14 protein-coding genes and 1 pseudogene are annotated in these 13,167 nt (G+C 43.3%); 3 read left to right on the top strand and 12 right to left on the bottom strand.

All coding sequences use genetic code 11. The annotated features are described in order from the left end of the window. The first annotated feature begins 101 nt into the window (after positions 1-101). Positions 102-1,070 (top strand): IS30-like element ISVa6 family transposase, encoded by a 969-nt coding sequence (locus R7Z10_RS18500; RefSeq protein WP_318105559.1) that lies wholly within the window; start codon positions 102-104, stop codon positions 1,068-1,070. 25 nt (positions 1,071-1,095) lie between these two features. On the opposite strand, the gene R7Z10_RS18505 is transcribed toward R7Z10_RS18500, so the two are convergent. The 4 genes from R7Z10_RS18505 to R7Z10_RS18520 form a co-directional block, all read right to left on the bottom strand. Further along, a complete protein-coding gene (locus R7Z10_RS18505) occupies positions 1,096-1,488 on the bottom strand; it encodes an SMI1/KNR4 family protein (protein ID WP_318105569.1) in 393 nt (130 codons plus the stop codon). A 319-nt stretch (positions 1,489-1,807) separates the two neighbouring features. After that, a complete protein-coding gene (locus tag R7Z10_RS18510; protein WP_136976189.1) occupies positions 1,808-2,224 on the bottom strand; it encodes a hypothetical protein in 417 nt (138 codons plus the stop codon). Between the two features lie 26 nt (positions 2,225-2,250). Continuing rightward, positions 2,251-2,664: a type II toxin-antitoxin system HigA family antitoxin gene (locus R7Z10_RS18515; RefSeq protein WP_258457785.1), complete on the bottom strand. Its 414-nt coding sequence runs from the start codon at positions 2,662-2,664 to the stop codon at positions 2,251-2,253. 10 nt (positions 2,665-2,674) lie between these two features. Then, complete coding sequence (locus R7Z10_RS18520; protein WP_136976188.1) at positions 2,675-2,983, bottom strand: type II toxin-antitoxin system HigB family toxin; 309 nt, start codon at positions 2,981-2,983, stop codon at positions 2,675-2,677. Positions 2,984-3,163: 180 nt separating this feature from the next. Between R7Z10_RS18520 and R7Z10_RS18525 the strand changes: the two genes are divergently transcribed. Beyond that, a complete protein-coding gene (locus tag R7Z10_RS18525; protein WP_054579197.1) occupies positions 3,164-3,409 on the top strand; it encodes a type II toxin-antitoxin system CcdA family antitoxin in 246 nt (81 codons plus the stop codon). Next, complete coding sequence (locus R7Z10_RS18530; RefSeq protein WP_017634137.1) at positions 3,409-3,726, top strand: CcdB family protein; 318 nt, start codon at positions 3,409-3,411, stop codon at positions 3,724-3,726. Before R7Z10_RS18525 ends, R7Z10_RS18530 begins: the two co-directional genes overlap by 1 nt. Before the next feature lie 127 nt (positions 3,727-3,853). On the opposite strand, the pseudogene R7Z10_RS18535 reads toward R7Z10_RS18530, so the two are convergent. From R7Z10_RS18535 to R7Z10_RS18570, 8 genes and pseudogenes are all read right to left on the bottom strand, one after another. After that, a pseudogene (locus tag R7Z10_RS18535) lies at positions 3,854-4,140 on the bottom strand (type II toxin-antitoxin system RelE/ParE family toxin). After that, a complete protein-coding gene (locus R7Z10_RS18540; protein ID WP_000086647.1) occupies positions 4,137-4,418 on the bottom strand; it encodes a type II toxin-antitoxin system Phd/YefM family antitoxin in 282 nt (93 codons plus the stop codon). The pseudogene R7Z10_RS18535 and the gene R7Z10_RS18540 overlap by 4 nt, the downstream one beginning before the upstream one ends. 274 nt (positions 4,419-4,692) lie before the next feature. After that, the gene (locus R7Z10_RS18545) at positions 4,693-6,228 is read right to left on the bottom strand and encodes a BCCT family transporter (protein WP_054579162.1); all 1,536 of its coding nucleotides are present in this window, start codon (positions 6,226-6,228) and stop codon (positions 4,693-4,695) included. Then, positions 6,215-7,117, bottom strand: a complete 903-nt coding sequence (locus tag R7Z10_RS18550; RefSeq protein ID WP_053307308.1) for a homocysteine S-methyltransferase family protein — start codon at positions 7,115-7,117, stop codon at positions 6,215-6,217. The genes R7Z10_RS18545 and R7Z10_RS18550 overlap by 14 nt, the downstream gene beginning before the upstream one ends. A gap of 772 nt (positions 7,118-7,889) precedes the next feature. Further along, the gene (galK, locus tag R7Z10_RS18555; protein ID WP_017634140.1) at positions 7,890-9,050 is read right to left on the bottom strand and encodes a galactokinase; all 1,161 of its coding nucleotides are present in this window, start codon (positions 9,048-9,050) and stop codon (positions 7,890-7,892) included. Positions 9,051-9,162: 112 nt separating this feature from the next. Continuing rightward, entirely contained in the window at positions 9,163-10,215 is a 1,053-nt protein-coding gene (locus R7Z10_RS18560) for a UDP-glucose--hexose-1-phosphate uridylyltransferase (RefSeq protein ID WP_017634141.1), read from the bottom strand. An 83-nt stretch (positions 10,216-10,298) separates the two neighbouring features. After that, positions 10,299-11,309, bottom strand: a complete 1,011-nt coding sequence (gene galE / locus R7Z10_RS18565) for a UDP-glucose 4-epimerase GalE (RefSeq protein WP_053307373.1) — start codon at positions 11,307-11,309, stop codon at positions 10,299-10,301. 128 nt (positions 11,310-11,437) lie between these two features. After that, positions 11,438-13,159, bottom strand: coding sequence for a solute:sodium symporter family transporter (locus tag R7Z10_RS18570; protein WP_054579160.1), 1,722 nt, complete (start codon positions 13,157-13,159; stop codon positions 11,438-11,440). Positions 13,160-13,167: the final 8 nt, after the last annotated feature.

Genomic DNA, 13,167 nt, shown 5'->3' on the forward strand with positions numbered 1-13,167 from the left:
GTTATAGCTCTTGGATTCAAGTACGAAGTGCGACACCTCTGAACATAAAAACAGTGAGATGCGATAATCATGAAGTTTGCTCCCGCCAAGAAGTAAAAAACATGAAATACACGCACCTCACTGAGAACGAAAGGTATATGATTTCTGCGCTCAGAAAGCAAGGAATTAGTACCGCTAAAATAGCTAAACAACTGGGGCGTCACAAAGCCACTATCTATCGAGAAATTGAACGCAACTCCCGATACAACAGACACTTTAAAAGGTACTCCTATCAGGCATGGAGAGCCCAACAGATGGCTCGCAGCCGGCTAAGCCGATCGCGCAGAAATAAGCGCTACAGCGAAATCGACTTCAGGTTACCTGAAGCCTTGCTGCGACTGGATTGGAGTCCTGACCAAATCGTCGGATACCTGAGGGTAAGAGGCTATCCAACAATGAGCCACGAGCTCATTTATCAGCATATTTGGAACGACAAAACTCTCGGTGGAACCCTATGGAAACATCTACGCCAATCCACTAAGAAAAGGCGTAAAAGGTATAACTCAAAAGACAGCCGAGGTCGGCTGGCAGCAAAGCGTCATATTACCGAAAGACCTGCAAAAGCTGAGCACCGAAAAGAGCCTGGTCACTGGGAAATTGATACCGTCGTTGGCCGCGGAACCAAGCACTGTATCGTGACTTTAGTCGACAGAATGACTGGCTACACTTTTATTGGGCAAATGGACGATAGAACAAGCGAGTCGCTAAACGTAAGAATGAGCAAAATCATGACCCGCTCTGACTTACCTTTTAAGACGATAACTGCGGATAACGGCACTGAATTTCATGGTTATGCACAATTAGAAAAACATCATAACTGCCTGTTTTACTTTGCAAATCCATACCATTCATGGGAGCGAGGCACTAATGAAAACACCAATGGCTTGATACGACAATACTTACCAAAACGAACTTCTATGTCACACGTGACACAGAAGCTCTGCAATGAAATTGCACACAAATTAAATACGCGCCCACGCAAAAGGCTTGGGTATAGAGCACCAACGGAGTATATTCATGCGCATCTGTAGAAAGTGTCGCACTTCAAACTTGATACTAAGGCTTTTCTAACTTGGCAAATGAACTTGCAAGCAACTTAATCTCTCCGGTTTCATGAAGCCAAATATAAACTTCGGGCTTGAATTGGTTTGACTCTTTTAATAAAACCATTTGATCACCAAGACCATTACTAGCAATTGCCAATGCATGATGAGGAAAGTTGCCAAAACCGAAACACAACTTGGTCTCTGTAATAATATGATTACAAGTACGAGCTAACCTTTTTCGATCAGAGTTGTCCTTGATTGGGTAAAGTTCCCAATCAGCTTCTTCGGTCGTTGCTTCACCACCATTGGAAATTTTCATTGATTCACGGTAATCATGAGGGAGCCTTGCACCAAGCTCCATCTCAGTATTAACTAATTGTTCTTCTGTTAAGTTGAATGCCACTTTTTACTCCAAAGCTATAACGCTTTCTATACGGGTTTTAGCTGTCTTTCATACTCCTATCATGCAATCTTTCCAATTACAGTTCAATTGTTAATCAATAGGTTAATGAGAGGCGCTGGGTATTAGATTGCAAAATAACGGATAGCTATATAGGTAAGGAAAACTCTTATCTAAATGAAGTTAATTAGCTCTAGTGCTAACCAACAATAGAGCATAAATGTTTTGGAAAAGGCAGCGTATCGACATGAACGCTGCCTTTTTGGTGTGATATTCTAATCGTTATGAGTCCTTATTACTTAGTAACGAAACTTTATTCTACTCACACCATTGGTAACTCAAGAAACTCTGCAAGCTCTTGGGCCATCTTGCTATCAATCAAGTCGTTCCAGTAAGTCAGCTCGTTATATTCCATAGAAAAGCGATGCAGTTCGCCAAAATGACTCCTTACCTCAAAGTTAACCATAGCTTCCTCTGGAATGGTGATCGTGCCATTGCCGTACAGATTAAATAGCCAAGCTTGCGTCATAGAGTTTGGCTTAGCCAGTAGGGCAGTTTGACCACCAACAAAGAACAACGTGATGCGCTCGATACCAGATTCTTTTGCCTGTTCGTCGGCTTCCTTGGCGGCTGCTCTCGCCTTAACCAGTTCAAAATCTTCAAAGGTTTTCTCTAGCTTTTCCGGGCTCATTCTCTTCATGGTATTTAAGATTCGGTCTAAGTCGATGCCTTTATTCATGATATGTCCTTGCTGGTGGTGTTCTGCTAAATAAACATATGCTTTGGTACGCCGAAACGTTCCGATAGCGCTTTAATGTGTCCAACGGTTAGTTGGCGTTTACCGCTTAGGATTAGCGATACTAGCGACTTGCCACCAATCTCAGGTAAATCACTTAGAGTTAGGCGGTATTGGTCGATGAGAACGCGAAGAGTGGCGATACCAGTATCTAGGCTATCAATGTGCGCGTTAAACTCTTGGAAGTGTTCTGATTCTTCCTCGTAGCGTTCAAGTACAGGGAATAGCAAGTCAATCAAGACATGGTTTTCCTCGTAGTCTTCTACTAGCGTATCCATGAGTTCCATAAGCTCTAGATATTGCTCATGGTCACGGATGCCTTGTAACCAAGGCATCGCTGTGTGAATTTCATTTGATAGGTTTTTTAGAGCTTGAATGTTCATGCTTACCCCTTTACCCCTTTGTTCTGTGTTGGTCTGCTATCTTGTCGTATTCTGCGTGGGTAACGATGTATTTAACGAAGCATTTCCCACCTGTAAATTCGATAAAGGCGATTAACCTTAATGAACCTCCGCCAATGTCGATGACATACCACTTGTCTACGTATTTAAAGTTATCCAATGACGGAAAAAGTTGTTTTAGTTGTTCTGGTGTTTTTGCTTTTGTTGCTTTTAGCGTTTTGAAAGTTGAGTCTAGTGCCTCGGCACATTGCGGATATAGTCGCTTTGCCGTTTCAAAAGGCTCTCGTTTAATTACGTGCATTTCCTAACTCTTGTTTACATCATGTAAACACTATAGGATACTCACACCAAGTTTACAATATGTAAACGAAAAGGTCTGATTAATTGGGCCTTTATGGAGTGAGCAGTCCGAAATGCTTGTTATATGCTTGTGTGTGCGCCTATAATTTATGCGCACACACAATACGCACAGGTTACTATTATGAGAAATGCATATAGTACGCAAGCACCAAAGAAAGCTACAAACTTAAGCTTAAACAGTGAGTTACTTGCGGAGGCTAAACGGTTAAATATAAACCTTTCGGCAACAATGGAAAAGGCACTTGAAAAAGAAGTACGTCAACGCCTTAAGACTGAATGGTTAAAGCAAAATGCTGAGGGCATTAATGCTTGTAACGAGCTAACTGAAAATCATGGACTATTTTCTGATTCTTACCGAGTATTCTAATGTCACAATTCTCGCTATACAAAAACAACGATAAAAACACAGCAACCGCATACCCATACTTTGTTGACGTTCAAAGTGGATTGCTGGATACATTGAACACTCGGTTAGTTATTCCGTTGACGCCTACTGAGTTGTTAGAGAAAAAAGCACCTAGTCATCTATGTCCCGTAATCCATATTGATGAAGGTGACTTCGTAATTCTGACGCATCAAATGGCAAGTGTACCAACCAAAATTCTAAGAGAGCCTGTAAGCAATCTAAGCACTTTTAGAGACGAGATCATCTCTGCTATCGATTTTCTTATTACGGGCATATAACGCCGCGCTAAGTGGTGAGCCACGCAACCACGACACTTAACTTGGACGCAGTAAACACTAAACTTGATCCAAACTAAAAATGCCAAGCGTTGGGAATCACTCATAAATGCTTTGTTAAAACGCAGTTTTACACATCATATTCCGACAGCATTTGACGACAATTACGAACTGTTAGTACGCGGATTTCATGACTTAAGCTGTGGATAATACGATAGTGACCAAAGATAATTTCACGATAATTCGTATGAGACATTTCAGGAACAAAGCGCCCCACTTCAGGCATACTGCCAAGTAGTTCACTTTTATCAAAACTTCGTTGACCCACTTTTCTGCTGCAGATGGGTTATCCAAAGAAATGAACTCCGCTGTATCGCCTAACTTTTGAAGCGCTAATGGAGACCAAATTACTTTCATTTTTTAATGCGCCCCAAAACTTGAGCACGCGCATCATCATTGGAAACGCCAAGACCTGAAGCTAACTGAGCTTCCGCTGTACGCATTTCTTCCAGCAATTCGATTTTCTCTTGCATTGCTTCATACTCTGCAACATCAAGAACAACAGCAACACCTTTGCCACGTTGTGTAATTACCAATGGACGGCGAGTCTCATTGATTTGTTTGATGTAAGAAGCTACACCGGCGCGAAACTCAGACAACGGTTGAATGTCTTGATCGAAATGAATACGACTCATACTGAACTCCATCTGGTACAAAATAATGTACAAATAGTAGTTCAACTAACCGTTATGAGAAAGAAGTCGATTCTGCGTTATAACACCCTTAGATACCTCATCAACCTTCAAGGCAATAACATGAAGTAGTAGATAAATAAAACTTAACTAACTTTACCCATTCACTAACGTAATGAAATTCAGGCACAATCTTATAAGCATTATTGAGATTTCTCTACGAAGAAAAAGGTAACACGCTTCAAATTTAAACATGAAGAGGGTTTGTTATTTAAGGTTAAGCAATCAGTTCTTGTGCTTCCACAGAGGCTTCCGACTCTGCTTGCGAAGCTGCCTTACCTTTCAGTTCCATCATGAGTTGTTTAACCAAAATTCCGTAGATAAACATCATCGGTAGTCCCGCGACCACGCACAAGGATTTAATGGTATTGATACCACCACCCGTGAGGAATACGCTAAAGCTGATAAGTGCGATCGCCCCTGCCCACATCAATTTGACCTTGTTATCTGGGTCTCCGTTTAGGGACAGCTGATTCGTCGTCAGCATCGAGGTGGCCACGCTAGCGCTCGACATCGTAGTCAACATCAAGAAGAACTGAATCACCAAAAAGACCGCAAGAACCACATTGTTCGCTGGCAAGGTTTTGATCAACGAGACGACGGCAAACGTCAATCCACCATTGCTCATCCACTCTTGAACGGGATAACCACCTAATAACTGCGCCCAAACCGCATAGCCCCCAAAGATTGAGATAAAGAATGCGCATCCCAGAGCGCCCATAGAGATGGTATACAAGATGACTTCACGGATAGTGCGGCCTCTCGATATGCGCGTAATAAACAACCCCATCATGATTAGGTACGCGTAGTACCAGAACCAATAATATTGAGTCCATGCTTGAGGGAAACCACTCTTTTGCACCGGGTCTGTCCAAAGAGACATGCGGAAGAAACTATCGAGCATGACACCGAGTGAATCCGTCACGTTGTTCAGCACAAATTGTGCATTTGATGAAAACAGCACAAATAAGGCAAAGATAATCGCAGTGATGACCGTGTAATCGGATACATTACTGATGCCTTTGTTGAAGTCCACCAGCGTCACTGCGAATAAAACCAATACGAACAAGAAAATGATGCAGCCTTGAAGCAACAAATTATTATCTATCCCAAATAACTCTGCTGCTCCTGTACTAAGCAGAGTAACGGTTAACGCTAATGAACTAGCAAAGGCCGCGAGTGTTCCGAAGATGGCCAAAAGGTCGACGCATTTGCCCACGATTGGATTCTTACCCAATACGGGTTCACACAGTGTGGAGAGCTTCAATGTACGGCGTTTTTGTACATAGAAAGCGTAAGCAAAAGGAATCGCAGGGAAACAGTAGATCGCCCACCCTGTAATTCCCCAGTGGAACATTGAATAAGTGACTGACCACGCCGCTGCAGTGTAGCTGTTCGCTTCGGCAAATAGCGGTGGAGATTGCAGGTAGTACATCGGTTCTCCAATCCCCCAATAAATGAGCGATGCACCAACACCAGCCGTAAAGATCATACCGCCAAAAGAGAAGTTCGAATACTCAGGCTTTCCTTCCCCTAATCGAATGTCACCGTACTTGGAAAACGCTAACCACAGTAGAAAGCCAACAAGAGTAAGACTGCAGATTTGCACCAACCAGCCAAACCAATCAGTCACAAACGTCATTGCGTTGTTCGCCATAGCTTGAGACTGCTCAGGGAACATCGAAGATACAAGTAAAATGAGCAGGACAGTGCCAATCGCAGGAATGGTGAGTCCGAGATTAAGATTCTTCAAGGCTGTCTCTCCATGCTGTGAGTTCTTCAATATGACTAGGCTCAATGCCACAACAGCCACCAATGATACTCGCCCCTAAACGATACCACTTTTTAGCGTATTCTAGATATTCTGTTGGAGAGAAGTTTCTAAGCCCTTGGTATGACTCATTCGCTTGGTGATTCGCTTTAATTGGTGCAAAGCTGTTTGCGTAGACACCAATAGTTAACGTTTTCCCTGTTCGTCTCAGCACTTGATTCACATCTTTGATCGCTTGTTCAATCACTTCAGGAATTGAGCAATTGAAAAAAATACCGGTCGCATTAGTATCAAGAAGCGCCTCAACGGCGTCAGTGACAAGCTCACCAGAGCGCAGATGCGAGACTTCGCTGACTTCATCTTCTAACGTGAACGAGATGTAAACTGGCTTGTCGCTTTTAGACAGAACTTTGCTGATCACTCGCGCTTCACCAAGGCTTGCAACGGTTTCCGCCAACCAAATGTCTACATGTGGCTCTTGCGCTTCAAATAGAGTCACATTGATGTCGTAAGCACGCTTTTCTTCAAATAAATCAGGTCTATAAGAACCAAAGGCAGGAGGTATCGCGCCGGCAACAAGCACTTCTTTTTGTGACACGGTCACGACATCACGAGCAATTTTCGCGGCTTTCTCTGCCAGCTCGCGTCCCTGCTCGGCATACAAATCTTCACCTAGATGAAACGGAACACAGGCATAGCTGTTGACGGTAATGATTTGTGCTCCTGCATCAATAAAACCCTGATGCGCTTGCGTAACATGTTGTGGGGATTCGATAAGTGCTTGGGCACTCCAGTGAGGTTGAGAAAACGGTGCGCCTATGCGTTTTAGCTCGCGCCCCATGCCCCCATCCAATATTGTAAGATTCATCATTTAGACTTCCATACTGCTAAAATCCATATGGCAATTCAATCACAATATGATGTAAGTGAAAGTTATATTTTCTCACTCTTAATATGAAGAAAATTCATATTAGTAGAAGAATTGCTGTGCAGATGTCTTAATGACAAAGACTACGTATGAGTTTCCGCCATCAGCACAACGCACCACTCTGTAATGAGTTGGGAAAGGAAATAAGTAGACGCAGTCCTATTTAGTTCATAGGGCAAGAAAATAAGCCGTGAGTTTAACCGCCATAAAAGAGTCCATCACCAAGGATAAAACCAAGCGGTTACATCGCTCCTGTGTCAATACCGCAACAGCCTTCAGTCCTGGTCACAAAGGCGTTAAGATCAAGTCTTATTGTTGTTATGCTAAAAGATAACTCGAGATGCCATAAGACTTATACATTGGTACACCTTCGGCTATGAGATACTTTTATAATTTTATGTTATTAAATATCCTCATATGGCTATCTTCAAAATCTGGTCAAGAGATATCCATTAGGATTGATTATTTTTATGGATACTAAAGCCTTGAGAGCATCAAAGTATACGAGCCTAAAGCTCAGAAAAAAGGCCTCTAGGAGCACCTGAGGCCATTTGAAAATGTAAGGTTAAGAAACAACAGAGTAAAAATAAAAACGACTAACTAAAAAAATCAGCTAAGTCCAATTTCAGTTACTTGACTCGTCTCCTTTCTGCTATGTCAGCATATTCCATATGCTTTTGAGCGAGCATACAAATAAGATGAACAGCCCTGTAGCTTATTTTCCTTTAAGGACTCCAGCGCCATCGGTTGCTCTACAGACGTATATATCCTCCTTAAGGCCAGTTGCAGATTCGTATTTATTTTTAACGGCGAGTTTTAGATTTTCGACTAAATGCATAGGAACCAGAGCAACAACACAACCACCAAAACCACCGCCAGTCATTCGCACACCACCTTGGTCACCAATCGTATCTTTCACAATTTCAACTAAAGTATCGATTTCTTTAACTGTGATTTCAAAGTCATCACGCATTGACGCATGTGACTCCGCCATGAGTTCGCCCATACGCTTTATGTCGTGCGCACGAAGTGCTTGCGCCGCTTTAACAGTGCGGTCATTTTCTGTGATCACGTGGCGAGCTCGCTTCGCAACCATGTCATCCAGCTCAGACACTTTTTCGTCAAACTGCTCAATGGTAACATCACGTAACGCTGCCACACCAAAGGTGCGTGCCGCTTCTTCACACTGCTTACGGCGCGTGTTGTATTCGCTGTCTACCAAGCCACGTTTTTTGTTCGAGTTGATTATCACAACCGCGATGTCCTCTGGCATCGGGACCGCCTCGGTTTCTAAACTACGACAATCCAATAATATGGCGTGGTTTTCACGACCTTCTGCCGAAATCATTTGGTCCATGATACCGCAGTTACAGCCAACGAATTCGTTCTCTGCTTGCTGACCATTTAGGGCTATTTCTGCTTGGCTGATTTCCAGATTAAACAGTACTTTAAACGTTTGCCCTATCACCACTTCCAATGCAGCCGATGAGCTTAAACCTGCTCCTTGCGGAACATTACCACTAACCGCAATATCCGCTCCAGTAAATTGGTAACCGCGAGAAAGAAGACTTTTGACCACCCCGCGAATATAGTTCGCCCACATTTGGTTAGATTGGAATACAATCTCTTGACTGATATCGAACTCATCAATTGCATTACCATAATCCACGGATACCACACGTACTAGAGTGTCTTCACGTTTCGCAGCAGCGACTATCGTTTGGTAATTGATTGCGCATGGCAGCACAAAACCATCGTTGTAGTCAGTATGCTCACCAATGAGGTTTACACGGCCAGGAGCTTGAATAATATGGCTCGGTGCATAGCCCAGCAATTCTTCAAAAGAGCTTTCAACATTTTGGATTAAATCAGACATAAGTGGCGTTCTCTTAAGATATAAATTTGGTGTTGGGGAAGTACTTTGAGCCTCATGTTTCATCGCAAGGTGGTACTCCCCATTTTGTTCGCTATCAATAGTTCTCGAGAGTTTATGACTCTTTATAATGCACATCACTTAAATCGCGTAAACGTTGTGCAGCCTGCTCCGCTGTTAGGTCTCGTTGATTTTCTGCGAGCATTTCATAACCCACCATGAACTTGCGAACCGTGGCACTACGAAGTAATGGTGGGTAGAACAGCGCATGTAATTGCCAATGGTTGATATCGGTGCCTTCTTCAAAGAATGGTGCATAGTGCCAACCCATCGAGTAAGGAAAAGAACATTGGAATAAATTGTCGTAGCGACTCGTCAGCTTTTTGATAGCAACGGCAAGGTCATCACGTTGTTCATCGGTTAGCTCACTCATGCGGCGTATGTGTACTTTCGGAAGAAGCATGGTTTCGAACGGCCATGCAGCCCAGTACGGTACAACGGCAATCCAATATTCAGTTTCAACCACTGTACGTGAACCGTCTTTAAGTTCAGCTTGCACGTAGTCCACCAGCAAGTTGCTGCCATGTTCTTGGTAATACGCTTTTAAGTTGCGCTCTTTGCGCTCAATTTCGTTTGGTAAGAAGCTGTTCGCCCAGATTTGACCGTGTGGGTGAGGCTGAGAACAACCCATGGTTTCGCCTTTATTTTCGAATGCTTGAACCCAAATGTAGTCTTTGCCTAACTCTTCGATTTGATCATTCCATGTATCAATCACGCCGCGAATTTTATCAACTGGCAATTCCGGTAAGGTTTTGCTGTGATCAGGCGAGAAACAGATGACGCGGCTCAAACCACGCACACCCTGAGATTTGAATAGCGGATTATCTGACTTAGGTGCATCTGGTGAGTCCACCACCAATGCTGCAAAATCATTTTGGAATACGTATGTACCTTGGTAATCTGGGTTAACATCCCCTGAAATACGCGCATTAGTTGGACAAAGGAAGCACTTCTCATCGTAGCTTGGTTGTTCGTTAATCTCTGGTTTCTCATCAGCCCCACTCCAAGGACGTTTAGCACGATGAGGAGAGACCAAAACCCACTGCCCGGTTAATGGATTGTAACGGCGATGTGGGTGATCTATTGGATTGAATTCAACATTTGACATATTACTTGCTCATCTTTTTTAGTCTGTCTTCGATTTGGCACACACCAAACTCATCAATTTGTTTAAAAGAAGTTTCGAGTACATTAATACCCGTCAGGATTACTCGATTGCCAATTCCACGTATCTGCCGTCATTTCAGCAATGCTGCGGGTAGCTTTCCAACCGAGCTCTCTTTGTGCTTTTTCCGTACTGGCCCAACATTCTGCAATGTCTCCAGGGCGACGAGGACAAAGCTCGTAAGGGATTGGGTGACCACATGCCGTTGAGAACGCTTCGACCATTTCAAGTACGCTCGAACCTTTGCCCGTGCCTAAGTTGTACACGTGCAAGCCGGCCTTTTCGCCGACCGATTTCAGGGCTGCGATATGGCCGTCAGCCAAATCCATTACGTGGATGTAGTCACGAACACCAGTGCCATCCGGTGTGGAGTAGTCGCTACCGAATACCGACAATTTTTCTCGACGACCAACCGCGACTTGAGCGATGAACGGCATTAAATTGTTTGGGATCCCCTGTGGATCTTCGCCCATGGTGCCCGACGGGTGTGCACCAACGGGGTTGAAGTAACGTAACAAAGTCACACTCCAATCCTGTTCAGCTTGAAACAGGTCACTCAAACACTCTTCCACCATGTATTTACTGCGACCATAAGGGTTAGTGGTTGCACCTGTTGGTGACTCTTCCGTAATAGGCACAACCTTAGGATCACCATAAACCGTTGCAGATGAGCTAAATACAATGCTTTTTACACCCGCTTTGCGCATACTGTGCACCAACACCAATGAACCATTAACGTTATTATCGTAATACTCCAATGGTTTTATAACGGATTCGCCAACGGCTTTTAGACCTGCAAAATGAATCACAGCTTGAATATCATGTTTATTAAATACTGAGTCTAAAAAGTCTTCATCTCGAATGTCGCCTTGATAGAAAGCTGGTTGCTGCCCTGTTAGTGCCTCTATACGATTTAATACCTCTATTTTGGAATTACATAGGTTGTCTACGATGATTGGTTCCATACCAGCTTTGATCATCTGCACACATGTGTGACTACCGATATACCCCATTCCGCCTGTGACAAGAACTGCCATAAATACTTTTCCACCTTTCAACGTAAAAATCTCTAGATCAGGTATACCCGCATCATGCGCATATTCGGGCATACCGATCTATCTACTTGCTGTCCGTTTTTAATGATTAAATAATTAGTGTGGTTTGATTACGGCATGTACATATCATTCAGCTTGGTTACCTGTTTGCTTTTCCTACGTTTCAATAAATAGTTAAAGGTCACACCAAGCATTAAGATAACACCGCAAAAACCATACACTTGCATGACCGTTGGGTCGTTTGAAACAAAACCTACGTCCGAAAACATTACATATGCACCCAACACCATATAGAGAATGACTGCGGACGCCTCAAAGCGGAAAGACCATGGCGTCACATCGATGCTTTCATTAACTGGCATCACATAATCCGTATCACGTGGCACAAAAAAACCAATCGCAAACATCAGTAAAGTACAAACTACAAATAAAATCGCTAATTGATGTAAGAAGTGGATTGGGGTGTCAAAGATCAATTGCATCGCAGCATAGGAGCTCACAAAAATCGTTAGTGCAACTTTGGCTGCAATAGCTGGTACACGTTTTGAAATGTAACCAACGAACACAATGGTGAAGATAGGCACACTGAAAAAGCCAGCAACCATTTGTAAATATTGGAATAAACCTTCTGGTGCATATAGGATAAACGGTGCAATACAAACAGAGATAATGGCAATGATGACTCCGAATAGGCGCCCCTTACCGACTAACTCTTCATCGGACTTATCTTTACCAAATAATGGCTTATAAACGTTCAATGCAAATAGTGTCGTAGAACTGTTTAACACACCATTAAACGTACTTAATATGGCACCAAACATAACCGCAACAAAGAAGCCAACAAGAGGCTTGGGTAACACTTCATTCACTAAGCGCGTATACATTGTGTCGGGATTACCTGCATCAGAGCCAAACATGTGGAAGGCAATGATGCCGGGAATGATAAGGAATAATGGAGAGATAACCTTAATTGCACCTGCGAGAATGACACCCTTTTGACCTTCTTTCAGGTTCTTTGCGCCAAGCGCACGCTGAATGATGGATTGGTCGGTGCCCCAATAATACAAGTTCACCAATAATAGGCCCGTGAACAGAGTAGAAAATGGCAGTGGATCCGTTTCTTTACCTACGGATTGCAGCTTCTCTGGTGCGGCAGTGAGCAACACGTCCAAACCTTCTATAAAGTTACCGCCGCCTAATGCCATCAGGCCAAATACAGGGATCATTAGGCCACCAAGAATCAATCCTACACCATTGAAGGTATCAGCAATAACGACAGCTTTTAGACCACCATAAATAGCGTAAAAGAAACCTAACAAACCTATCGTGGCAGAGATCAGTGCGATGGAGCTAAATTCAGAAATACCCAATAAACCTTGTACATCGAAGATTTCGCCTAGTACCACTGCGCCAGCGTAAAGAGTAGTAGGAAGAATGTTGATGACGTATTGACACAAGAACAACAAAGTAACGAACTTCTTCACCGACATGTCATAACGGCTTTCTAAGAAATCTGGAATGGTGGTGATACCTTGCTTGAGGTAACGCGGTACAAGCAGCAGCGCAATGACAACCAGAGTAACGCCAGAGGCAACTTCCCACCCCATCACACTCATATTGTGGGTGTAGGCTTGAGCACTCATACCGACAAAACTGGTTGCACTCAAATTGGTAAGAATTAGCGAGCTGGCAATCAGTCCGCCCGTCAAACTTCGTCCTCCAAGGAAGAAACCATCTTGAGAGGTGTGTTTATCATTTTTAACTTTGCTGTAAGTGAACACCACAACAAAGCCCGTAAACAGCAAAAACGAAAGTAATACTGTAATAGACATTTTGTTTC

The organism is Vibrio sp. Vb1018 (assembly GCF_033338775.1).
Taxonomy (GTDB): domain Bacteria; phylum Pseudomonadota; class Gammaproteobacteria; order Enterobacterales; family Vibrionaceae; genus Vibrio; species Vibrio alginolyticus.

Bases quoted from the DNA above. Each gene is read 5' to 3' on its own strand.
- R7Z10_RS18530 (WP_017634137.1), top strand. From the start codon at position 3,409: ATGTCACAATTCTCGCTATACAAAAACAACGATAAAAACACAGCAACC.
- R7Z10_RS18525 (WP_054579197.1), top strand. From the start codon at position 3,164: ATGAGAAATGCATATAGTACGCAAGCACCAAAGAAAGCTACAAACTTA.
- R7Z10_RS18500 (WP_318105559.1), top strand. From the start codon at position 102: ATGAAATACACGCACCTCACTGAGAACGAAAGGTATATGATTTCTGCG.
- R7Z10_RS18520 (WP_136976188.1), bottom strand. From the start codon at position 2,983: ATGCACGTAATTAAACGAGAGCCTTTTGAAACGGCAAAGCGACTATAT.
- R7Z10_RS18540 (WP_000086647.1), bottom strand. From the start codon at position 4,418: ATGAGTCGTATTCATTTCGATCAAGACATTCAACCGTTGTCTGAGTTT.
- R7Z10_RS18515 (WP_258457785.1), bottom strand. From the start codon at position 2,664: ATGAACATTCAAGCTCTAAAAAACCTATCAAATGAAATTCACACAGCG.
- galE (WP_053307373.1), bottom strand. From the start codon at position 11,309: ATGGCAGTTCTTGTCACAGGCGGAATGGGGTATATCGGTAGTCACACA.
- galK (WP_017634140.1), bottom strand. From the start codon at position 9,050: ATGTCTGATTTAATCCAAAATGTTGAAAGCTCTTTTGAAGAATTGCTG.
- R7Z10_RS18570 (WP_054579160.1), bottom strand. From the start codon at position 13,159: ATGTCTATTACAGTATTACTTTCGTTTTTGCTGTTTACGGGCTTTGTT.
- R7Z10_RS18560 (WP_017634141.1), bottom strand. From the start codon at position 10,215: ATGTCAAATGTTGAATTCAATCCAATAGATCACCCACATCGCCGTTAC.
- R7Z10_RS18510 (WP_136976189.1), bottom strand. From the start codon at position 2,224: ATGAATAAAGGCATCGACTTAGACCGAATCTTAAATACCATGAAGAGA.
- R7Z10_RS18550 (WP_053307308.1), bottom strand. From the start codon at position 7,117: ATGATGAATCTTACAATATTGGATGGGGGCATGGGGCGCGAGCTAAAA.